The organism is Streptococcus sp. SCPM-O-B-15294 (M123) (assembly GCF_058200455.1).
Map to the genome: position 1 here is coordinate 180,208 of NZ_JBYQGU010000001.1, position 21,952 is coordinate 202,159.

At 43.9% G+C, this 21,952-nt stretch carries 19 protein-coding genes, 2 pseudogenes and 1 riboswitch; of the genes and pseudogenes, 17 read left to right on the top strand and 4 right to left on the bottom strand.

Annotated features, from left to right (window positions below; genetic code table 11):
- Positions 1-22 precede the first annotated feature (22 nt).
- The gene (locus AC3E8G_RS00745) at positions 23-1,441 is read left to right on the top strand and encodes a C69 family dipeptidase (protein WP_490676783.1); all 1,419 of its coding nucleotides are present in this window, start codon (positions 23-25) and stop codon (positions 1,439-1,441) included.
- A gap of 137 nt (positions 1,442-1,578) precedes the next feature.
- Positions 1,579-1,669, top strand: a riboswitch (glycine riboswitch).
- Positions 1,670-1,825: 156 nt separating this feature from the next.
- Positions 1,826-3,166, top strand: a complete 1,341-nt coding sequence (locus tag AC3E8G_RS00750; RefSeq protein ID WP_490676784.1) for an alanine/glycine:cation symporter family protein — start codon at positions 1,826-1,828, stop codon at positions 3,164-3,166.
- Positions 3,167-3,195: 29 nt separating this feature from the next.
- Here the strand turns inward: AC3E8G_RS00750 and sstT are convergent, their stop codons facing one another.
- The gene (gene sstT / locus AC3E8G_RS00755; protein WP_490676786.1) at positions 3,196-4,413 is read right to left on the bottom strand and encodes a serine/threonine transporter SstT; all 1,218 of its coding nucleotides are present in this window, start codon (positions 4,411-4,413) and stop codon (positions 3,196-3,198) included.
- Positions 4,414-4,562: 149 nt separating this feature from the next.
- Here sstT and AC3E8G_RS00760 point away from each other — a divergent pair, with 149 nt between their 5' ends.
- Positions 4,563-5,414 carry a mechanosensitive ion channel family protein gene (locus tag AC3E8G_RS00760; protein WP_154857290.1) on the top strand — a complete coding sequence of 284 codons (852 nt, stop codon included), beginning with the start codon at positions 4,563-4,565 and terminating at the stop codon, positions 5,412-5,414.
- Between the two features lie 267 nt (positions 5,415-5,681).
- On the opposite strand, the gene def is transcribed toward AC3E8G_RS00760, so the two are convergent.
- Positions 5,682-6,296 carry a peptide deformylase gene (gene def, locus AC3E8G_RS00765; RefSeq protein WP_490676787.1) on the bottom strand — a complete coding sequence of 205 codons (615 nt, stop codon included), beginning with the start codon at positions 6,294-6,296 and terminating at the stop codon, positions 5,682-5,684.
- A 171-nt stretch (positions 6,297-6,467) separates the two neighbouring features.
- On the opposite strand from def, the gene AC3E8G_RS00770 reads away from it, so the two are divergent.
- From AC3E8G_RS00770 to trxA, 5 genes are all read left to right on the top strand, one after another.
- Positions 6,468-7,196 (top strand): pseudouridine synthase, encoded by a 729-nt coding sequence (locus tag AC3E8G_RS00770; protein ID WP_490676789.1) that lies wholly within the window; start codon positions 6,468-6,470, stop codon positions 7,194-7,196.
- Between the two features lie 218 nt (positions 7,197-7,414).
- A complete protein-coding gene (locus AC3E8G_RS00775; protein ID WP_490676790.1) occupies positions 7,415-9,142 on the top strand; it encodes a Cna B-type domain-containing protein in 1,728 nt (575 codons plus the stop codon).
- 242 nt (positions 9,143-9,384) lie between these two features.
- Positions 9,385-9,654 carry a 30S ribosomal protein S15 gene (gene rpsO, locus AC3E8G_RS00780; RefSeq protein WP_004193424.1) on the top strand — a complete coding sequence of 90 codons (270 nt, stop codon included), beginning with the start codon at positions 9,385-9,387 and terminating at the stop codon, positions 9,652-9,654.
- A gap of 644 nt (positions 9,655-10,298) precedes the next feature.
- Complete coding sequence (locus AC3E8G_RS00785) at positions 10,299-10,523, top strand: DUF4649 family protein (RefSeq protein ID WP_490676792.1); 225 nt, start codon at positions 10,299-10,301, stop codon at positions 10,521-10,523.
- Positions 10,524-10,535: 12 nt separating this feature from the next.
- The gene (gene trxA, locus AC3E8G_RS00790) at positions 10,536-10,850 is read left to right on the top strand and encodes a thioredoxin (protein ID WP_490676793.1); all 315 of its coding nucleotides are present in this window, start codon (positions 10,536-10,538) and stop codon (positions 10,848-10,850) included.
- A 73-nt stretch (positions 10,851-10,923) separates the two neighbouring features.
- On the opposite strand, the gene AC3E8G_RS00795 is transcribed toward trxA, so the two are convergent.
- Both AC3E8G_RS00795 and pepF read right to left on the bottom strand, forming a co-directional pair.
- On the bottom strand, positions 10,924-11,715 hold the full coding sequence (locus AC3E8G_RS00795; RefSeq protein ID WP_490676794.1) for a DUF2785 domain-containing protein: 792 nt from the start codon (positions 11,713-11,715) through the stop codon (positions 10,924-10,926).
- Between the two features lie 54 nt (positions 11,716-11,769).
- Positions 11,770-13,566, bottom strand: a complete 1,797-nt coding sequence (gene pepF, locus AC3E8G_RS00800; protein ID WP_490676795.1) for an oligoendopeptidase F — start codon at positions 13,564-13,566, stop codon at positions 11,770-11,772.
- Positions 13,567-13,740: 174 nt separating this feature from the next.
- On the opposite strand from pepF, the gene AC3E8G_RS00805 reads away from it, so the two are divergent.
- The 9 genes and pseudogenes from AC3E8G_RS00805 (at position 13,741) to AC3E8G_RS00845 (ending at position 21,866) form a co-directional block, all read left to right on the top strand.
- The gene (locus tag AC3E8G_RS00805) at positions 13,741-15,237 is read left to right on the top strand and encodes a hypothetical protein (protein ID WP_490676796.1); all 1,497 of its coding nucleotides are present in this window, start codon (positions 13,741-13,743) and stop codon (positions 15,235-15,237) included.
- A gap of 363 nt (positions 15,238-15,600) precedes the next feature.
- Entirely contained in the window at positions 15,601-17,817 is a 2,217-nt protein-coding gene (gene pnp, locus AC3E8G_RS00810) for a polyribonucleotide nucleotidyltransferase (protein WP_324250047.1), read from the top strand.
- Positions 17,818-17,841: 24 nt separating this feature from the next.
- Positions 17,842-18,459, top strand: coding sequence for a serine O-acetyltransferase (gene cysE, locus AC3E8G_RS00815; RefSeq protein ID WP_129270001.1), 618 nt, complete (start codon positions 17,842-17,844; stop codon positions 18,457-18,459).
- A gap of 30 nt (positions 18,460-18,489) precedes the next feature.
- Positions 18,490-18,585 (top strand): annotated as a pseudogene (locus AC3E8G_RS00820) (YdeI/OmpD-associated family protein); the annotation flags it as partial.
- Positions 18,563-18,727, top strand: a pseudogene (locus AC3E8G_RS00825) (nucleoside phosphorylase); the annotation flags it as partial. The pseudogenes AC3E8G_RS00820 and AC3E8G_RS00825, both read left to right, overlap by 23 nt.
- A gap of 8 nt (positions 18,728-18,735) precedes the next feature.
- Positions 18,736-19,257, top strand: a complete 522-nt coding sequence (locus tag AC3E8G_RS00830) for a dihydrofolate reductase family protein (RefSeq protein WP_129270003.1) — start codon at positions 18,736-18,738, stop codon at positions 19,255-19,257.
- Positions 19,258-19,274: 17 nt separating this feature from the next.
- Positions 19,275-20,618 carry a cysteine--tRNA ligase gene (gene cysS / locus AC3E8G_RS00835; protein WP_129270005.1) on the top strand — a complete coding sequence of 448 codons (1,344 nt, stop codon included), beginning with the start codon at positions 19,275-19,277 and terminating at the stop codon, positions 20,616-20,618.
- On the top strand, positions 20,611-21,006 hold the full coding sequence (locus AC3E8G_RS00840; RefSeq protein ID WP_129270007.1) for a Mini-ribonuclease 3: 396 nt from the start codon (positions 20,611-20,613) through the stop codon (positions 21,004-21,006). The genes cysS and AC3E8G_RS00840 overlap by 8 nt, the downstream gene beginning before the upstream one ends.
- The gene (locus AC3E8G_RS00845) at positions 21,006-21,866 is read left to right on the top strand and encodes a helix-turn-helix domain-containing protein (protein WP_129270009.1); all 861 of its coding nucleotides are present in this window, start codon (positions 21,006-21,008) and stop codon (positions 21,864-21,866) included. The genes AC3E8G_RS00840 and AC3E8G_RS00845 overlap by 1 nt, the downstream gene beginning before the upstream one ends.
- The last annotated feature ends 86 nt before the right edge of the window (positions 21,867-21,952 follow it).

Here is a 21,952-nt window from a genome sequence, read left to right on the forward strand (position 1 = left end):
TAAACGGAAAGAAGGAAAGCATATGACCCCTAATCGTTCGTCCGATTCTTGTACTACCATACTTGTCGGAAAAGATGCCAGTTATGATGGTTCAACCATTGTAGCTCGCACTGAAGACTCTCAAAACGGAGTGTTTACTCCTAAGAAATTTATCGTTGTTCAACCTGAGGACCAGCCTCGTCATTATCGGTCGGTCCTATCTTCTTTTGAGATAGACCTGCCTGATAACCCTGTTCGTTACACAGCTGTTCCAGATGCTATTCCTAAGGATGGTATCTGGGGAGAAGCAGGGATCAATCGTTACAATGTGGCCATGAGTGAGACAGAGACCATTACGACCAATAGCCGGGTCTTGGGTGCGGATCCTTTGGTGGAAAGTGGCATTGGGGAGGAAGACATGCTGACCTTGGTTCTTCCTTATGTCCAGACTGCCCGAGAAGGAGTGCTTCGCTTGGGGAAATTCCTAGAAGAATACGGAACCTATGAGTCTAATGGAGTGGCTATCAGCGATGTCCATGAAATCTGGTGGTTGGAAACTATCGGAGGTCATCACTGGATGGCCCGCCGTGTACCAGACGATGCCTATGTGACCAATCCCAATCAATTGGGAAGTGACTGCTTTGAGTTTGATCGCCCAGAAGAGTTTTTATGTGATCCAGACTTGAAAGATTTTGTGGAACGCCATCACCTGGCCTTGGATTTTGACGGTTCGTCCTTTAACCCTCGTTATGCTTTTGGGAGCCAAAGAGACAAGGACCGCCATTACAACACGCCACGGGCTTGGGATATTCAACGGTTCCTCAACCCAGAAGTGGAGCAAGATCCTCGTTCCTTCTTCCTTCCTTGGTGTCAAAAACCTTACCGCAAGATTACGATTGAAGATGTCAAATATGTCCTCAGCAGTCACTACCAGGATTCAGCCTATGATCCTTACGGTTTAGAAGGGGATAGTCATAGTCGTCGGCCCTTCCGTACCATTGGTATTAACCGGACCAGTCAGACGGCCATTCTCCAATTGCGGCCAAATCGTCCTCAAGAGACAACCGGGATTCAATGGCTTTGCTATGGGTCTATGCCCTTCAATACGGCGGTTCCATTCTTTACCCAGGTCGATACGACTCCGGATTATTTTGCCAACACGACAGAAAAAGTGACGACAGATTCCTTCTATTGGACCAATCGGATCATTGCTGGTCTGGCAGATGCCCACTATAGTCATCATGTTGGAGATTTAGAAGATTACCAAGAAAGCACTATGGCCCTGGGCCATGCCCGGATTGGACGAGTGGATCAAGCCTTGGCAGCAGGACAAACTGTTGACTTCGAAAGAGAAAATCAGGAAATGAGTGATCAGATTCAAGAAGCGACGGATCGCTTATTGGATAAGATCTTGTTGGATGCTAGCAACCTGATGACCAACCATTTCTCTTTGAGTGACTAGTTGAGTTAAGCTGTACTATTTTCATGATAATTTCTGAAAATATTGACCTTCTTTTCAACTTATGCTAAAATAGAACAAATTGAACATCATACCGGATGAAGTTTTTCAGAAGTAGGGCCTTCCTATGACTGTGAAATGGACGGAACTCTGGAGAGACCGTAAAGGCACCGAAGGGGCAAGGTAGAGCATTCTACTCAAACTCTCAGGTAAAAGGACAGAGCAAAAGATAGAAGCCTTTTTGGTTTTTATTTGGAGCACCAGAGTACATGTTTTGACATGTGCTCTTTCTTTTTCTCCTTGGATGATTGGATAGATGATGTGGAGGAAGTGGATGGCTATCCCTTTCTAAAGCTAGACAAATGATAAAAGGAGAAATAGATAAGGATGACAAATTGGTTGGCGTTTTTTAAACAAGTAGATAATGTGGTCTGGGGGGCTCCCCTTTTGATCCTCTTGGTGGGGACTGGGATTTATCTGAGCTTCCGCTTGGGCTTGCTTCAAGTTTTTCGTTTACCCCAAGCCTTTCGGCTCATTTTTACAGAAGATCAAGGAGAAGGGGATATCTCTAGCTTCGGAGCCTTGGCAACAGCCTTGGCAGCGACAGTTGGGACAGGAAATATTGTCGGAGTAGCGACAGCGATTCAGACAGGAGGTCCAGGTGCCCTCTTTTGGATGTGGATGGCGGCCTTCTTTGGGATGGCGACCAAGTATGCAGAAGGTTTGTTGGCCATTCGCTACCGGACCAAGGATGACAATGGTCATATTTCTGGTGGTCCGATGTACTACATTCTCCATGGGATGGGGGAAAAATGGCGTCCCCTTGCCATCTTCTTTGCATTGGCAGGTGTTTTGGTGGCTCTCTTTGGGATTGGAACCATGACCCAGGTGAATGCCATTACGGGCTCTTTGAAGACTAGTTTTCAACTTTCTCCTCAAGTCGCTAGTCTGGTCATTGCAGGAATCGTTTCGGCTGTCATATTTGGGGGAATTCATTGGATTTCCAAGGTTTCCGAAAAGGTGGTTCCTTTTATGGCTGCAGCCTATATCTTCGCGACAGTTTACATTATTGTCTTGAATATGGACCAAGTGCCGACCGTTCTATCTCAAGTTTTCCAAGGTGCTTTTACAGGAACCGCGGCTATCGGTGGTTTTTCAGGAGCCTTGGTGAAAGAGGCGATTCAAAAAGGGGTGGCGCGTGGAGTTTTCTCCAATGAGTCAGGACTGGGATCGGCACCGATTGCAGCAGCTGCAGCGAAGACGGAAGAGCCAGTGGAGCAAGGTTTGATTTCTATGACCGGGACCTTCATCGATACCATAATTATTTGTAGCCTAACTGGTCTAGCTATTTTAGTATCTGGCCAGTGGACAACAGTGGGGCAAGTTGGGAGTGATTTGACCCAACAGGTCTTTATCTCGACCTTTGGCCACATCGGTGGGATCATTCTGACTCTTTGTTTGGTCTTGTTTGCGACGACGACCATTTTGGGTTGGTCTTATTATGGTGAACGCTGTGTCGAATTTTTGGCGGGTGTCAAACTCATTCCCTATTACCGTCTTCTGTTTATCCTGATGGTGGGGGTAGGAGGCTTTCTTCAGTTAGAGTTGGTCTGGATCATTGCCGACATTGTGAATGGACTGATGGCCTTGCCGAATCTCATCGCCTTGTTAGCCTTATCGCCTATTGTTCTAAAGGAAAGCAAACGATATTTTAAGAAAAAGAAATAGACCAGATCGTGTGATCTGGTCTTTCTGTCTTAATAGCGTTTTTCTTTGGGCCAATCTTTCATTTCAGAAATGGCTGTAAAGAGGACGTCTGTCGATGAGTTAAGGGCTGTTTCACAAGAATCTTGGATAACGCCAATAATGAAGCCCACACTGACCACTTGCATAGCGATATCATTGTCGATACCAAAGAGGCTGCAGGCGACAGGAATCAAGAGGAGGGAACCACCGGCTACTCCAGAAGCCCCACAGGCTGAAACAGCTGCAACGATACTGAGGACCAGGGCAGTCCCAAAATCGACCTGAATGCCTAAGGTGTTGACAGCAGCTAGGGTCAGGGTATTAATGGTAACGGCAGCTCCGGCCATATTAATAGTAGATCCCAGAGGGATAGAGACCGAGTAAGTATCAGGGTTAAGACCTAGTTCCTTACAGAGCTTCATATTGACAGGGATGTTAGCAGCAGAGCTTCTAGTAAAGAAAGCAGTCAGTCCACTGACTCGTAGACATTTGAAGACGAGCGGATAAGGATTTTTGCGAATCATGATGTAGACAAAAATCGGGTTGATGACTAGAGCGACGAAGAACATGGTGCCAACCAAGAGAAGTAAGAGGAGGCCATAGCTTTTAAGTCCATCAAATCCTTGTCCTGCAATCGTTGTATAGACTAAGCCAAGAATCCCAAATGGCGCAAGGTTAATGATCCATTCGACAATCTTGGAAGTGATATCTGCCAGGGTTTGAAGGAGGTCCTTGCTGTGCTCACTCGCTTCTCTCATAGCAACACCAAAGACGACGGCCCAGGATAGAATCCCGATATAATTAGCCTGAATAAGGGCGTTGAGCGGATTGTCCACGATTTTTAAGAGAAGGTTGCTGATGACTTCCCCTAGTCCATCGGGAGAAGTTCCTTCAGCACTAGTTCCTGTTAAAGAAATGGTAATAGGAAAGAGATAGTTCACCAGGACCGCTACCAAGGCTGCCGCAAAAGTTCCCAGGAGGTAGAGGACAATGACTGATTTCATATTGGTTTGGGTTCCCTTTTGGTGCTGGGAGAGGGCGTTAGCGACAAGGGCGAAGACTAGAAGAGGAGCAATAGCCCGCAAACCTCCTACAAAGATTTCCCCTAATAGACCAATTGCAGATGCTTGAGGAAGCAGGAGAGCTAAAAGGGCTCCAACGAAGATTCCGATTGCAATCCGCTTCATCAGATTGGTTTTGTTCCAAGTTTGAATGAGTCGTTTAACCATAAGGACCTCCTTTATTGAAAGTTTACCGTCCATTATACGATAGTTAAATCTTAAAATCAAGGTGAGTACAGGAGGAGGTTACTGGTTCTAAAGGTTAAAATCTGATATAATCAAACTAGGAAAAAGAGAGAAGGAGAGTGATAGAAGGTATGAAAAACATTTTTTCTCGCTATATCAGTCAGTTTGATTGGACCAAGATGATGGATGAATTGGTTTCGAAATTGATTTCGCTAGCTATCTTATTCGTCTTATTTTTACTTGCAAAAAAACTAATCCATAGTTTGGTGAAACGCATCTTGAAGCCTTCTCTGAATTATGTAGGCCAAGACGAAGCGCGTAGGAATACTATTTTAAGGCTGGTAGAGAGTCTGTTGAATTACTGTCTCTATTTTATCCTGATCTACTGGATTCTTTCTATCTTGGGCTTGCCAGTCTCTAGTCTCTTAGCAGGTGCTGGAATTGCAGGGGTTGCCATTGGGTTAGGAGCACAGGGCTTCCTATCAGACTTGGTCAATGGGTTCTTTATTCTTCTGGAACGTCAGATAGACGTCGGGGATACCGTTCGTTTGACCAATGGTCCGATCACCATCGCTGGAACCGTATCTAGTGTGGGCATTCGGACGACCCAGGTGCGAGATGCAGATGGGACTTTGCATTATGTACCCAATCGCAATATTATGGTTGTCAGCAATCTCTCTCGGGGGAACCAGCGCGTCCTCATCGATATGCCGATTTCTGCTCAGACAGATCTGGATAAGATTTATCAAATCTTCCAGCAAGTCAACGATGAACAAGCCCAGAAGCATCCAGAAATCTTAGATGGTCCAACGATTTTAGGGCCTCAAATCGAGAAAGGGACAGGCCGTTATTCCTTCCGCGTCGCCATGATGGTCCAGTCGGGAAGCCAAGTGGCCATCTACCATCTTTATTACAAACTCTATCATGATGCCCTCTTACAACATGGCATCGAGATTCCAACTACTTTCTCTGTCACACCTTAACAAAAAAAGACCTATTGGTCTTTTTTTAGAATGTAGACAAACTTTTTTACTTAAAATAACTAGATAATATTTTAAAAAAAATTTCTATTACTTTGAATCTTTTAAGTAGATATAAAACTTTCCGCCGTGAAAAAAGTGCTTGAAATACAGTGATTTCAAGCACTCGGAATTATTGAGACCTTAGGCTCAATAATTAGTCATGGAACTTCGTAGAAGTTCGCTGGCGTCCGTACTCACCTAAGGAAAGTTTTTAAAAATACTTTTTTCTTATTCTAAAATAAGCATGCCATCTTTGACAGCGAAAGGATCCTTCGGATTGATCCGATCGTAAAACATAATGCCATTGATGTGGTCAATTTCGTGTTGGACCACAATGGAGTTGTAGCCTTTGAGTTTGATACGGTGCTTTTCTCCTGTCTTGTCATAGTAGTCTACTGTTACGCGAGCGTGGCGAACCACATAACCAGGAACGTTGCAGTCTACAGAGAGACACCCTTCCCCATCTCCTAGAGCCGCATCTTGGACTGAGTGGGAGACAATTTTAGGATTGTACATGACTTCTTGGATGGAGTAGGCTTCTTTTGGAGGATTTCCTTCTTCGTCCTCTGGATTTGGGACGAGAACGGCAATGATGCGCTTAGAAATGTCCAACTGAGGGGCAGCGAGTCCAACTCCACCTCGGAGACCCAATTTTTCTGCCATGACAGGATCCTGTGAATGGTGCAAGAACTGCATCATTTTTTCCCCTAGGATGATGTCTTGATCTGACAGTGGGAAAGTGACCTCTTCAGCGATAGCACGTAAAGTTGGGTGGCCTTCGCGGATAATATCATTCATATCAATTAGATGGGCAGCTTTTGTAATGGTTTCGATTGCAGACATGTTCTCATTCACTCCTTTTTTCTAGAAACCATCATATCATAATTCCTTTTAGAATGAAAGTTTCCCAATTGATTGAGGGATGCTAATGGACTAGACGGACTATAAACTAGAAAAGGGAAGAATCCTAGTCCGGTTCATGGTATAATGATAAGAAGAATGAAGGAGACAAGCATGCGTCTAGATAAATATTTAGTGGACTGTGGAGTGGGAAGCCGGACAGAGGTCAAGCAAGTCCTCAAGCAAAAAAAGATTCAGGTCAATGGAAAGGTGGAAACCTCTGCCAAGATTCATATTGATCCGGATAAAGATCAAGTGACCTATCTGGGAGAAAGTTTATTCCATGAGGAATTTGTTTATTATCTACTCAATAAACCCAAAGGGGTTATTTCAGCAACGGAAGACGACCGCCATCAAACAGTCTTAGATTTGTTAGATGACACGGCCAGACATAAGGAAGTCTTTCCTGTCGGACGGCTAGATATCGATACCCATGGCTTACTCCTCTTGACCAATAATGGTAAGTTGGCTCATGCCATGCTATCGCCTAAGAAGCATGTGGACAAGGTCTACCGTGCTCAAGTAGCTGGAATCATGACTCTGGAAGATGTCGTCCGCTTCAAAGAAGGAATAGAATTGAAGGATTTCACCACATTGCCAGCGGAGTTGGAAATGTTGGAGGTTGATCAAGAAGCTAAAAGTTGCTTGGTTCAGATCCGCATCGCTGAAGGCAAATTCCACCAGGTCAAGCGCATGGTCGCGGCTTGTGGAAAGGAAGTCACCGACCTTGAGCGGATTTCCATGGGGCCATTGAGTCTAGATCCTGCTCTCAAATTGGGGGAGTGGCGTAGGCTCCAGCCTTCTGAATTGGCGTCTTTAGAGGTCTTTGGGATCCCATTATAAACAAAGGGAAAGCTAGCAAACCGAGGAAACGGGGCTAGTTTTTTGCTTGTATCAAAAAAATGAATGTTACAGACAAAAAATATATAAAATTGCTTGTACTATCAAAGCAAATCAATTATAATGAGAAAAGATAGGTTTTGTAAAAATCTGTAATAGGTAATGGTCTTCATTCCTGACTGGACTTATCTAGTAAACGTAAAAAAGGAGAAAAATCGTTTATGAAAAAGTGGCTCTTTGCTGTTGTGACAACAGTTGCCTTGTTTTTATTAGCAGCTTTAGGATTTGCTAAACCCAATGGGGTTACTAAAGTACATGCCGATACAATCAATGATGTTGTAAGCTCTGTGAACATCTCTAAATCGACTGGCGGTGACTTAACAGAACCACTCGGTGTTTGGGAAAGTTTTAATGTTGAAGCAAACTTTGTTTTACCGAACGGTCGTGTAAAAGCAGGCGATCAGACGGTCATCCAACTTGGAGATGGTTTTAAGGTCTTTGAAACAGATACCATTGACTTATTGGATCCAAATGGTCAAAAAGTTGCAACTGCGACAGTAGACGATCAACGAAAAGTCATCACGGTTACCTATACAGACTATCCTGAAAAAATGGCCAATGTAACAGGGAAATTGCGTTTCTTTGCTCGTGTGGACCACTCCGTGATTAAGGGAAATACAACACTTGATTTTACACTTTCAGTTGATAAAACAGTCATTTCAGGTGGAAAGGTTGAATACAAAGGAGTCAATCCAGGTGAGTATCCTCCAACTCCAGAGGTCTTTAGCAAATGGGGCTGGACCAACTCAGACGATAAATTGAAATTGACTTATACCTTGAACATCAACCAAGGTCACACTGCCCTCCATAATATTGATATTAAGGACCAATTGGCCTTTACAGATGGAAAAATCAAGGTAGATTCTGTTAACATTCATACAGGAACTTGGAAAATCAGTGACGAAGATGGTGCCTATCATTTGCGGGATACCACAAATGTGACTAAGAATTATTCTCCGGTTGTCAGTGAGGACGGTCGTTCACTAACCGTTCATATCGGGGATCTAGCTCCTGAGCAAGGGATGACCATTCGGTATGATGTGTATTTGGACAAGGTTCCAGCCATCAACACAGAATATAAAAACAATGCAACGATGACTGCCACAGAAGTCAAAGAGCAACATAAAGAAGCAGATATTCTATATCAATTCCTTGAAGGAGACTTCAATGGTGAGAAATATTCATTCACCATCCATAAAAAAGGAGAAAATGGTCAAGCTCTTGCAGGTGCTGTCTTTACTGTGACAGCAGATGAAACTGGTGAGGAAGTCGGAACAATCACTACAGATGAGAACGGTACAGGAACCATCACTGGTTTGACCAAGCGGGCTTATACTATTCAAGAGACTCAAGCTCCAAAAGGGTATGTGATTTCTCAAGAGCCAATCAAGCTCAGTCTGGAAGATTTTGGAAATGAGATTGCAATTTCCCGTGATGTCGTTAACAAAAAAGAAAAAACAAGCGTTTCTGGTCAAAAAACCTGGAATGACGAGGACAACAAAGATGGGAAACGCCCATCATCCATCACCGTTAATCTCTTAGCAAATGGTGTCAAAGTAGCTTCCAAAGAAGTGAAGCCAGATGCGGATGGCAAATGGTTGTACAGCTTCGACAATCTAGATGTTGTAGACGATGCTGGAAATAATATTGCCTACACTGTTTCAGAAGAAGCAATTGAAGGCTATGAAGCGACTGTGGAAGGCTTCAATATTACCAATAACCGTACACCAGAAAAACCAGGAACACCTCCAAGCACACCAAAAGAAGGAAAGAAAAAAGTTCTTCCATCAACTGGTGAAGTTGCTTCCAACGGCTTGCTCGGAGCAAGTGCGCTGTTAGTTCTTGTTGGTGTAGCGATGCTCTTAAGTGGTAAACGTAAAGCTGACTAACAGCTACAATGGAAATAAATAAGGCAATTATCTAAAAAGATAGTTGTTTTTTTCTGTTAAAAGACTTCTAGAATACATGATTCAAAAGAATCGTATTTCTGCTTTTGATGGGAGCATAAGTGTTTGACAGAAAGATGAAATCTTGGTAGAATGAATAGGTCGAATAGACAACTAACTCTTTCTTGGTAGCAGGCTATGCCAAACCTGCCACTCGGATAGAGCATAAAGAAAAGGAGCTTATCATGGCAATCTCAAAAGAGAAAAAAAATGAAATCATTGCACAATACGCACGTCACGAAGGTGACACTGGTTCAGTAGAAGTACAAGTTGCTGTCCTTACTTGGGAAATCAACCACTTGAACGACCACATCAAACAACACAAAAAAGACCACGCTACTTACCGTGGTTTGATGAAGAAAATCGGTCGCCGTCGTAACTTGTTGGCTTACCTTCGTAAGAACGACGTTAACCGTTACCGTGAGTTGATCAACTCTCTTGGACTTCGTCGTTAATTCAAGATACAAAGGCCGTCAAAAGCACAAAGCAAAAATAGAAAAATTGACGAAGAAGCTTCAGCTTCTAGGAGATTTTATCTTTTTTGCCAAGTGCTTAGGCCGTGTTCAATTGAATACAAAAAAGTTAAGTTACTCTATTGTAGAGTAGCTTTTCTTTTTGACTAGAATTATAGTATAATCTTCGGCTGCGGTTCCTAGCATCGTAAGGTAAAATAGGCCAGATCTATCTCCCTTCGGGGAGATTTTTTGTTTTCAGAAGAAATCTAGTACAATCTTCGGTCGTCGCCTTGTCTAGAAACGTTTTATACAGCAAGAAATATGATACAAAGGCCGTCAAAAGCACAAAGCAAAAATAGGAAAATTAACGAAGAAACTTCAGTTTCTAGGAAATTTTATCTTTTCTGCCAAGTGCTTAGGCCGTGTTCGATTGAGCATATCTTGAAAATAAGGCTACTCTAGTTGAATAGCTTTTTTGTTTTCACTAGGATTTTAGCTTGACCTCAAAACAGCTCTCTGAATTCAGAGGGCTTTTTTGTTGTATATTTTGGACAAGATTCATGATTCTGAGTGAGTCGTTTTTCTTGACAGATGTAATTAACGGAGTTACAATAGACGCATCTTAAGAAATAGAGGTTATCGATATGATTGATATTACATATCTAGATGGTGCAAAACAAGAAAGAGTCGTGCATTTTGATTCCTATGAAGAATTTGAACGCTCCCAACAGACCTGCTTGATCGGTGTAGCGGATTACTATCCCGTACAAAAATTGACCTATAATGGGCACGAACTTGATTACCATGGAACTTACGGAGATGTCTTCTTCTATTTGATGAAGCAGGACCTCGATCAATACAAAAACTAAAGGAGAAAAACAATGGCAAAAGCAATTACAGATGCAACATTTGAAGCAGAAACAAAAGAAGGATTGGTCTTGGTAGACTTCTGGGCGACCTGGTGTGGTCCATGTCGTATGCAAGGACCAATCTTGGATAAATTGTCTGAAGAACTTTCAGAAGATGTCTTGAAAATCGTTAAAATGGACGTTGATGAAAATCCAAATACAGCGCGTGATTTCGGCATTATGTCTATCCCTACTCTTCTTTTCAAAAAAGATGGACAAGTGGTTAAACAAGTTGCTGGTGTTCACACTGCAGAACAAATCAAGGCCATTGTGGCTGAGTTGAGTTAAAAGCATAAGCACTCCCATTAATAAAATGGGAGTGCTTTTTTTATATGATAAATTGCAAGAATAAGTGCAACAGTTAGTATTGAAAAGATTGAATGGCCTCTTTCAACTCATCTTGTAAAAAGTCTCTCTGATCAAGTTGAATGTAGACTTCTAACAGACAGGATCTAAGGTTGGAAAATTTATAAAAATCTTCCCTTTCTTCTATTGGAAAGTCAAGCGTTTTTATCCAAGAAGCTACTTGTTCTTGCTCGATTTTCCCTTGCAAAATAGGTTCATAGAGCACTCTAGCTAAACGCCAATCCTCATCATCGGTAAAACGAATTGAAATTCTTTTAAAGATTTGGCCAAGTATGTCCAATCCTTCGTGAACTTTTTTATTGGGAAATTCTGGATGACAAACTACTTCTGTCAAAAGATCAGCTCCATGCGCAAAAGCGTGAACCCAGCCATACTGGCTGGAAAAACCTGTTGTATCCTTTTCTTTTAAAAGATAGTGTAAGCCTTGATCCAGTATAATATATCTTATATCAGCTTTTAATCCCTGATAAAAAATCGATTGTTTGTTGGCATCTGCAGACAAGAGATTGGCATAAATCAGTGCTCTAAAAGAACGATCAAGTGTCGATAGTCCAATCTTGTCAATCTCTTTTTCTACTCCTTCATCGGATATAATCGTCTTAGAAATGAAATGAAACTGTTCTTGTGTAAAGAGTTCTTCTTGAATCCCTCTAGCTAAGCTTGTAAAAACAAGATCATCTCGAATTTCTGGTGAAGGGTCTCCTAAATGTTCCAGCAACCACTGGATTTCTTCTCGACGATAGCTTGGTTTTTCTTCTGTTACTTTACTTTGTAATTCTTGATACATCCCTAGCACCTCTGCATTATTACTAGCTTATTTTAGAGTTAGCTGTAGAGGAGTTTATTCTCCCAACTCTTCACTGTAAGCAATAATCTGATCAACCGTATCAGACAAGAACTGGATGGTATCGCGAAGTGGTTTATCCGTTGAGATATCTGCTCCGATAATCATAGCTGACTCCAGTGGGGTCTTGCTGCCGCCTGATTTGAGGAGATCTAGCCAATCTTTAGCTCCATTTTCGGAGTTCTTCAAATGCAAGTATCCCGCTGTTGAGATAACCAAGCCAGCTGAGTAGGTGTAGCTGTATAGCCCCATGTAGTAGTGGCTCTGGCGCATCCAGGTCAACGCTGCATCGTCATCGATTTCAACAGCGTCACCCCAGAATTCGGTCAGGACTTCCTTCATGATGCTGTTGAGCTTGCTAGCACCGAAGGTGCCACCTTCTTCGATCAAGGTGTAGACCTTGCGTTGGAAGGCTGCTTCCAACAAGTGGGTGATGAAGTTGTGGAAGTAGGTGTCTGTCAAGCGGTGTGCTAGGGCAAAGCGTTTTTGACGAGGATCGTCAAACTGCTGTTCCAAATAGTCGCTGAGGAGGAGCTCGTTAAAGGTAGATGGAGCTTCCACATAGTAGGTTGACATGTGGGCGTTGAAGTAGCTTTGGTTGTTGTCTGAGAAGATGAATTGACCAGAGTGTCCGATCTCGTGGATCAGGGTATAAACATCGCTCATGCGCCCTGTCCAACTCATCAGGACATAAGGATGGACGCGATAGGGGTCAGCCGCATAACCACCGGAATCCTTGCCTTCGTTGGCCGCAAAGTCGACCCAACGTTCGGTTTGGTAGCGGGCGATTTCGCGAGAATATTCTTCACCAAGTGGTGCCACAGATTTCATGACCAAGTCATAAGCGTCATCAATGGTGACATCTGGGTTGAGCGCGCTGTCCAAGTCCAACTTCCAATCAGCAAAGGTCATTTTTTCAAGGCCGTTGACCTTGGCCACGTGTTTGAGGAATTTTTGAGCGACCGGAGCGAAGTCCCTCATGATCAGGTCAATCTGACGGTCAAACATAGAACGATCCACTTCCTGCTCAGCCAAGAGATAGTCAAAGACAGAGTCGTAGCCTCGCATATCTGCGATCAGCTTTTCAGACTTGACTTGGGCTAGATAGGTGGCAGCAGCAGTGTTTTGGTGCTTGCGCAATCCTTCTGAGAAGGAACGAAAGGCTTTTTCACGGACTTCTGCATTCTCATGGTTCTGGTAGAAGTTTTCATAAGTGACAAAGCTATTCTTGTAAACTTTTCCGTCTACTTCAAAATCAGCCATTTCAAAGTCACCAGCCCGCATCTTGGTATAGATGTCTTGTGGTCCGTAGAAGACTTCACCAAGGTTGGTCAAAGTCTTTTCCACATCAGCTCCCAAGTAGTGAGCTTTTTTGATTTTAGCCTGACGAATGGCAAAAGTGAGGTGAGGGAGTTGTCCCAGGCGTTCAAGGACTTCTTCATCCGCTTCTACCAAAGCATCATCAAAGAAGGAAAGTTCGACGCTAGCCCAAGTTTCGAAATCCATCCCCGCTTGGGCAATTTCCGCAAAAGCTTCATCGCCAAAGTCAGTCGTTTGTGGCATAAAGCTGTAGTTGCCAATGTGACTGAGTTGGATCTGAATTTGTTCAAAGACCGCAAAGGCAGCTTCAAAGTCTTCAAAAGTGTGGAGCTTGCCCTTGTAGTTGCGGACAAATTCATTGATTTCTTCGCGTGTTTTTTCAATGGCGCGCAAGAAGTCTTCCTGATCTTGGTAGAGGGCTGTGAGGTCCCAGAGTTCGTTCTCAGGAAATTCAGAACGTTTTTTTAATTCCATAGTGTTCTCCTTTTGATCAAATAACTATACTCAGTATAGCAGAAAATAGGGGAGAATGATAGGTGAAAGGAGAACTTATCAAAGCTAGCTGGATCCAATAAGAAGCCAAGGATTTTCTAGCTTTTTTACCTTCTTTTGGTATAATAAAGTGGAGAAAGTTTTAGGGAGTATACGATGAAGAAATTCTATAAAGTTAGCTTGGTAGCGATGACCTTGCTAACCTTGGTGGCATGTGGGCCTAAGCGACGTCCTCGGACGCAACCCTCTACAGCTCAAAGTGAAGTAACAGATGGAAAAAATTCCAAAAAAGCATCGTCTGGGCATGAGTACTATCAAACAGTGCTTGAGCGTTACCAGGCCTACTCTAGGGCGATCGAAGCAGGTGATAGTGCAGGTCTAGAGACCAAACTAAAAGAAATAGATCCTCAATCGGATGAGTATGTCTATGCCATATATCTTCAAACTCTGGGTAGTAAACCTAACCTTTCCTATTTTTATACAGATTTGGATAAGGATGGGCGGGACGAACTCTTGATTGGGAATGGCCAAACAGTCTCAGCAATCTACTATCTGAAAGGCCAGCAACCAGAATTGTTGCATACAGCTTTTGTGGCTTCCTCTGGTGGCTCTCGTTCAAGTTTTCAAATTTTTGAGGATGGCTCGGTCATTTATGCTAGCTTTTCGTCTCTTCAACCAGAAGTAGATTTGATCCATTACAAGTTCCAAAAAGGAAAGCTGGAGACTGTCAATAAGATCCAAATTAAAAATGGGGACGGTCAGAAGCCAGAAAAAGCCTTAGGGATTACAGCAAAAGAATTGGATCAAGCAAAATTTGGATGGAAAGAACTAGAGACTGGGAAGAAGGCGATCAGCCAAGCAAGTACCTCAGAGCAGCAAACAAATAGTTACCAAGTCCGTGTAGCAGTTTCAGATCTTCGAATTCGTAAAGAAGCATCGATCAAGGGGGAAGAAGTCGGGATGATCCCGCAAGGTGTTTACACGATAACTGAGACGGTTACAGCTGATGGATATACCTGGGGCAAGCTCCAATCTGGCCAAGGCTGGATCGCGCTTGAGTTTACGACGAGAGTGGAAGGGGGAAATGCATCTACTGTTAAAGGATTGAGTGCGGAAGATCAAGAGGATATCCACTCGGTAGTAGAGAATGGCTATTCTTTAATGTATTCTAGATTGGTCAAACCAACCTTTATATTAGATTTATCAAATGATCATAGCGGTATCTATTCTTATACAGAAGGCATGTTTTTAGATTATTTCAATACTTATACTCCAGGTACCTATCAACTTGCAGATGTCATTAAAAAATTGGAAGCTCAAGAAACATCAGAATCCATTCAATCTATGACTACAGATCAATTAATTCAACTTGCGAAAGAAAGAAAACAAGGATGGATATACTCTTCGAAAGATAAGAAGTTTTTTGAATTCGTTCTAGGTGGACGTGGAGGTGCTGGCCCAGAGGTTGTTATTCCTTCAGCAGATGAGTGGGTCGTTGAGAATGATACAGTTACAGTAACAACTAGAGTTAAGACCTCTTCTCAACCTTTTGAGCGCTATGTGTTGAAGCGGAGCAAGAAAGACTATTCAGGTGGAGAACACAAAACGCGATTCTATGTCGTTAGTAAAGAAAATGTGTGGAATGGAAAATAGACGGTAGCTATATCTAGCTCTAGAATTTTAAAATAAGTGGAAATCAAATATTCCTCGAAAAAGGCTTTTAAAGCCTTTTTCTTTTGGGCTTGAATATGGTAAAATAAAGGTTATACGTGCTTGGATACAAAGATGAGGATATAACATACAGAAAGGCTGTTGAAATCCCGATCTCGTTGAGTTGGGTGGCCTTAGTATCTTGATAGTTGAACACGGGCTAAATCCCTAGTGAAAAAGATAGATTTCCTGGTGTGCGTGGCACACTGCGTCAATCTCCTATTTTCATACGGGATTCTTCACGCCCTTTGTATCCTGATTTTTGTAGGCAAGTCGTATAATTTTATCAATCCAAAGGGGATTACAATGACAAAACAAGTGTTTCAAACGACTTTTGCGGGTCGTGAGTTGATCGTAGAGACTGGTCAGGTTGCTAAGCAAGCCAATGGCTCTGTTGTCGTGCGTTATGGTGAGTCAACTGTCTTGACTGCTGCCGTTATGTCTAAGAAGATGGCAACTGGGGATTTCTTCCCACTTCAAGTCAACTACGAAGAAAAAATGTATGCGGCTGGGAAATTTCCTGGTGGATTTATGAAACGTGAAGGACGTCCTTCAACAGATGCGACCTTGACAGCACGTTTGATTGACCGTCCAATCCGTCCAATGTTTGCGGAAGGTTTCCGTAATGAAGTGCAAGTCATCAACACAGTCCTTTCTTACGATGAAAATGCATCTGCCCCAATGGCAGCGATGTTTGGTTCATCCTTGGCACTTTCTATCTCAGATATTCCATTTGACGGACCAATCGCTGGGGTACAAGTAGGTTATGTTGATGGCCAAATCATCATCAACCCTACTCAAGAGCAAGCAGAGCAATCGCTTCTTGAATTGACAGTAGCTGGTACTAAGCACGCTATCAACATGGTAGAGTCTGGTGCCAAAGAATTGTCAGAAGAAATCATGTTGGAAGCCCTTCTTAAAGGACACGAAGCTGTCAAAGAATTGATTACCTTCCAAGAAGAAATCGTTGCGGCAGTTGGGAAGGAAAAAGCAGAAGTTGAATTGCTTCATGTGGATGCTGAATTGCAAACTGAAATCATTGCAGCCTACAACAGCGACCTTCAAAAAGCTGTTCAAGTTGAAGAAAAATTGGCGCGTGAAGCTGCAACTCAAGCAGTCAAAGACCAAGTCACAGCAGTTTACGAAGAAAAATATGCAGACCACGAAGAATTTGACCGTATCATGCGGGACGTGGCTGAAATCTTGGAACAAATGGAACACGCAGAAGTGCGCCGTTTGATTACAGAAGACAAGGTTCGTCCAGATGGTCGTAAGGTCGATGAAATTCGTCCGTTGGATGCACAAGTGGACTACCTTCCTCGCGTTCACGGTTCAGGTCTCTTTACGCGTGGACAAACGCAAGCCCTTTCTGTTTTGACCTTGGCACCAATGGGTGAAACGCAAATCATCGATGGTTTAGACCCTGAGTACAAGAAACGCTTCATGCACCACTACAACTTCCCACAATATTCTGTAGGGGAAACTGGACGTTACGGTGCACCTGGTCGTCGTGAAATTGGTCACGGTGCTCTCGGTGAGCGTGCCCTTGCTCAAGTCTTGCCAAGCTTGGAAGAATTCCCATATGCCATCCGTTTGGTAGCAGAAGTATTGGAATCAAATGGTTCTTCATCTCAAGCATCTATCTGTGCGGGAACTCTTGCCCTCATGGCTGGTGGTGTGCCAATTAAGGCGCCAGTAGCAGGTATTGCTATGGGTCTCATTTCAGATGGAAACAACTACACCGTATTGACAGATATCCAAGGTTTGGAAGACCACTTTGGAGACATGGACTTTAAGGTTGCAGGTACGCGTGACGGGATTACAGCCCTTCAAATGGATATCAAGATCCAAGGGATTACTGCGGAAATCTTGACTGAAGCTCTTGCCCAAGCCAAGAAAGCTCGTTTTGAAATCCTTGACGTGATTGAAGCAACGATTCCAGAAGTTCGTCCAGAATTGGCTCCAACTGCTCCGAAAATTGATACCATCAAGATTGATGTGGACAAGATTAAGATTGTCATCGGTAAAGGTGGAGAAACCATCGATAAAATCATCGCTGAAACAGGCGTTAAGATTGATATCGATGAAGAAGGAAACGTGTCTATCTACTCGAGCGACCAAGCTGCTATTAACCGCGCTAAAGAAATCATTGCTGGTTTGGTTCGTGAAGCTAAAGTGGACGAAGTCTACCATGCTAAAGTTGTGCGTATCGAGAAATTCGGTGCCTTTGTCAACCTATTTGACAAGACGGATGCCCTCGTTCACATCTCTGAAATGGCTTGGACTCGCACCAACCGTGTCGAAGACCTGGTAGCTATTGGTGATGAAGTGGATGTCAAGATTATCAAGATTGATGAAAAAGGTCGTGTCGATGCTTCTATGAAAGCACTCTTGCCACGTCCGCCAAAAACAGAACATTCGGAAGAAAAAGGTGAGAAGGGTCATCGTCATGGCGACCGTCCTCGTCACCACAAACCTAGAAAAGATTTTGCCAAAGATTCAGGCGAAGCAACGAAAGAATAAGCATTTAAAAGAAAGGAGCACGGTATGGGATGGTGGCGTGAAACCATTGATATTGTAAAAGAAAATGACCCAGCAGCACGTACCTCGCTGGAGGTCCTCTTGACCTATCCAGGCGTTAAAGCGTTAGCTGCTCACCGTGTTTCTCACTTTTTGTGGAATCATGGCTTTAAGCTTCTAGCTCGGATGCACAGTCAGTTCTGGCGCTTTTGGACCCAGATCGAAATCCATCCAGGTGCGACAATTGCTTCGGGTGTCTTTATCGACCATGGAGCGGGCCTCGTTATTGGGGAAACAGCTATTGTTGAAAAAGGCGTCATGCTCTACCATGGGGTGACGCTCGGTGGAACTGGAAAGGATACAGGGAAGCGTCATCCAACGGTTCGTGAAGGAGCTTTGATCTCCGCTCATGCTCAAGTCATCGGCCCGATTGAGATTGGGGCCAAGGCCAAAGTAGGAGCAGGGGCAGTGGTAGTCTCTGATGTACCGAGTGATGTGACCGTTGTCGGTGTTCCTGCCAAGATTGTTCGTGTTCACGGTAAGAAGGATGAGCCAATCATTCACCAGGAAGAAGAAAAGCGTGAATACTACGTGAATAAGATGGAGCACGCCAAGGAAGCCAGTCACCATTCATCAAGTCTTTAGAAAAGGTTGGAAAAGTTATCGAAGTGAAATATGACAGGAGGAACCGACCTGTCAGATTTACCAGATGCTATTTTGAACCAGGTAGTCCTTGAACTGAAAGAAGGCTTGGAGTCAATTTCGCAAGAGTAAAGTCTATCAGTTCTTCTACACAGCTGACTATGTAGATCATCATAACCGAACCTGGGGTGCCCGCCATGAAGAGCGGACAGCTGATGCCATGACTTTTTTCACTATCGCTTTGACAATAGCAAAGGAACTAGAAAGGTAACTACAAGAATGGCAGTTTATTTTTACGGCTGTATCACCATGGATGGCTACTTGGCAGACAGCCAGCACAGGATAGACTGGCTGCATCAGCTTGCTTCTATAGAGGATACAGGCTATGATGACTTTTACAGGCAAATGGATATCACCATCATGGGTAAGCGGACCTTTGAGGAAATCCAAGATTTGCAAGATGTAGAAAGTTTTTATCAAGCTACGGAAAACTATGTCTTTACGCATGATAGGCACCTGCCTGTCAGCAATTACCAGCCAGTAGCTGGGGATGTGGTGGACTTTGTTCGCCAGATTGACAAAGGCAAAAATGTCTTTGTGATTGGTGGTAATTCCTTGGTAGGACCGCTCTTGGATGCGGATCTTTTCGACCACCTCATTATTCAGATAGCGCCCCTTATCCTAGGAAAGGGGGTTCCCCTCTTTACCCAAGAGGAAGGGCAGCGCTTTTATCAACTGGATAGCCTCAGACAATTTGGCCCTTTTGCAGAGCTGGTTTTCAGCCGAAAAAGTCAGAAATAAAGAAGGGAGTGGACCGCATGATTAAAATTTATGACACCATGTCTCGTGATTTGCGAGAATTTGTCCCAATCGAAGAAGGAAAGGTCCGCATGTATGTTTGTGGGCCAACAGTTTACAACTATATCCACGTGGGGAATGCCCGTTCGACAGTAGCCTTTGACACGATTCGTCGCTACTTTGAGTATCGTGGCTACGAGGTTAACTACATTTCCAACTTTACAGATGTGGATGATAAGATTATCAACCGTGCCAAGGAAGAAAGCATTACTCCTCAGGAAGTGGCAGACAAGTACATTGCGGCTTTTCGTGAGGATGTGACGGCTCTCGGGGTCAAACCTGCAACCCGCCACCCTCGTGTGGTCGAGTTTATGGACGACATCATTCGTTTTGTCGCTGATTTGATCGAAAAAGGCTATGCCTACGAGAGCCAAGGGGATGTTTATTTCCGTGTGGAAAAATCCCACAACTATGCTAAGTTAGCCAACAAAACTCTAGAAGACTTGGAGTTAGGTGCTTCTGGTCGGACAGATGAAGAGACTGCCCGCAAGGAAAATCCAGTCGACTTTGCCCTTTGGAAAGCTGCGAAGCCGGGTGAAGTTTCTTGGGACAGTCCTTGGGGTCCTGGTCGTCCTGGTTGGCACATCGAGTGTTCGGTCATGTCAACGGGGATTTTAGGCGATACCATTGATATCCACGGTGGTGGAGCCGATCTTGAGTTTCCACACCATACCAATGAAATTGCCCAGTCTGAAGCCAAAACAGGCAAAACTTTTGCCAACTACTGGATGCACAATGGCTTTGTCAATATCGACAATGTCAAGATGTCCAAGTCCTTAGGTAACTTCATTACTGTGCATGATGCATTGAAGACCATCGACGGCCAAGTCCTTCGCTTCTTCTTTGCGACCCAGCACTACCGCAAGCCCATTAACTTCACAGAAAAAGCGGTACGCGATGCGGAGACCAACCTCAAGTATTTGAAAAATACCTATGAGCAACCGTTCACAGGAGAAGTGGATCCAGCAGACTTGCAAGGCTTTGTGGACAAGTTTATCGCGGCGATGGATGAAGATATCAATGCAGCGAACGGAATTACTGTCGTCTTTGAATTGGCTAAATGGATCAATTCAGGTCACTACAATCAAGACGTCAAGGATGCCTTGACCAAGATGTTAGAAGTCTTTGGAGTGGTCTTTGTCGAAGAAGTCTTGGATGCAGATATTGAAGCCTTGATCGCTGAACGCCAGGAAGCGCGGGCTAAGAAAGATTTTGCGAGAGCAGATGCCATTCGCGATGAATTGGCTGCGCAAGGAATCAAGCTCTTGGATACAAAAGAAGGTGTAAGGTGGACTCGTGATTGATGTCAATCTAATCAATGGGATTGCCCTGGCCTTTGAGGGAGATGCGGTCTATTCTATGTATATTCGCAAGCACCTGATTTTGCAAGGGATGACCAAGCCCAATAAACTTCATCAGGCAGCTACCCGCTACGTCTCTGCCAAGGCTCAGGCTAGTCTGATTGCGATGATGTTGGAAGAAGAGCTTTTGACAGAGAAAGAAGTCGAGATCTATAAGCGCGGTCGCAATACCAATAGCCATACCAAGGCCAAAAATGCGGATGTCGTGACCTATCGCATGTCGACGGGTTTTGAAGCGGTCATGGGTTACCTGCATCTGACAGATGAAATCAATCGCTTAGAGGAATTGGTAGCTTGGTGTATCCAAAAAGTGGAAGAAGGAACAAAATAGTGAAAAATATCAGAGAGTGGTTCCCTCAGGCAGAGGTGACGGATCACCCCAATCCACCAGTTGGTTATGTAGCCATTCCCCTGCAGGCCCAGCAATGGTTGCTACTGAGGGAAGAAGAGCTAACCGAGCGAGAAAAACAATTGATTGCCTGGTTGGCTAGTGAGGAAGATCTTGTTCCCAATCCTTGGTACCAATACCTGATCGATGGAAAGGGAGAAGCCCCTCAAGTTATCCAAAAAATGCAACTTGTCTATTGCCACCTCTCGCACTCGACAGCGGAAGGAACGGCTTCCTGGTTAGAGATGATGCAGACGCTTTTGCCCAACTTTCGGGCAGTCTTGCAACTGAGTGGACAGGACTATGTACTCATTCTAGATCAAGAGCAGTCGCTGGCTGTGGCTGATATCTTAAAAGATACCGTCTCTGCCATGGAGTATGATTTTAACATTCGTTTATCCATCATGGTCGGGCAGGTATGGACCGAGTCAAAAGCTGGGAAAGTATCTCCTGTCATCCGAGCAGAACGGGCAGCCTTTCGAGCCTGGATCCGAGAAGGCCATCAAGGTGTTTACCGCTTTTCTCAACTCTACCTATGGGGAATCGAGCAGGCAGATTTGGATCTCCATCCTATCAAAGAACGCTTGCATCAGTTGATTGGGAGTCAAGACCAGTTGCAGGATATCATTGTTGCCCTCTGGGACAATGGGGCAGTTGTGACCAAGGCGGCCCAGCAACTCTATCTCCATCGCAATTCACTCCAATACAAGATTGATAAGTGGGAAGAGCTAACGGGTCTCCAGTTAAAAAATCTGACTGATCTAGCCCTTTGTTACCATTTGGTTCTACAGGATGTGATTTAACGGAATGAATTGAGAGTTTTGTGCAACTTGCACAAAACTCTTTTTCTTTTTTGTGAGACTTGCCATAGTTTTGTAAAGCGTTTTCA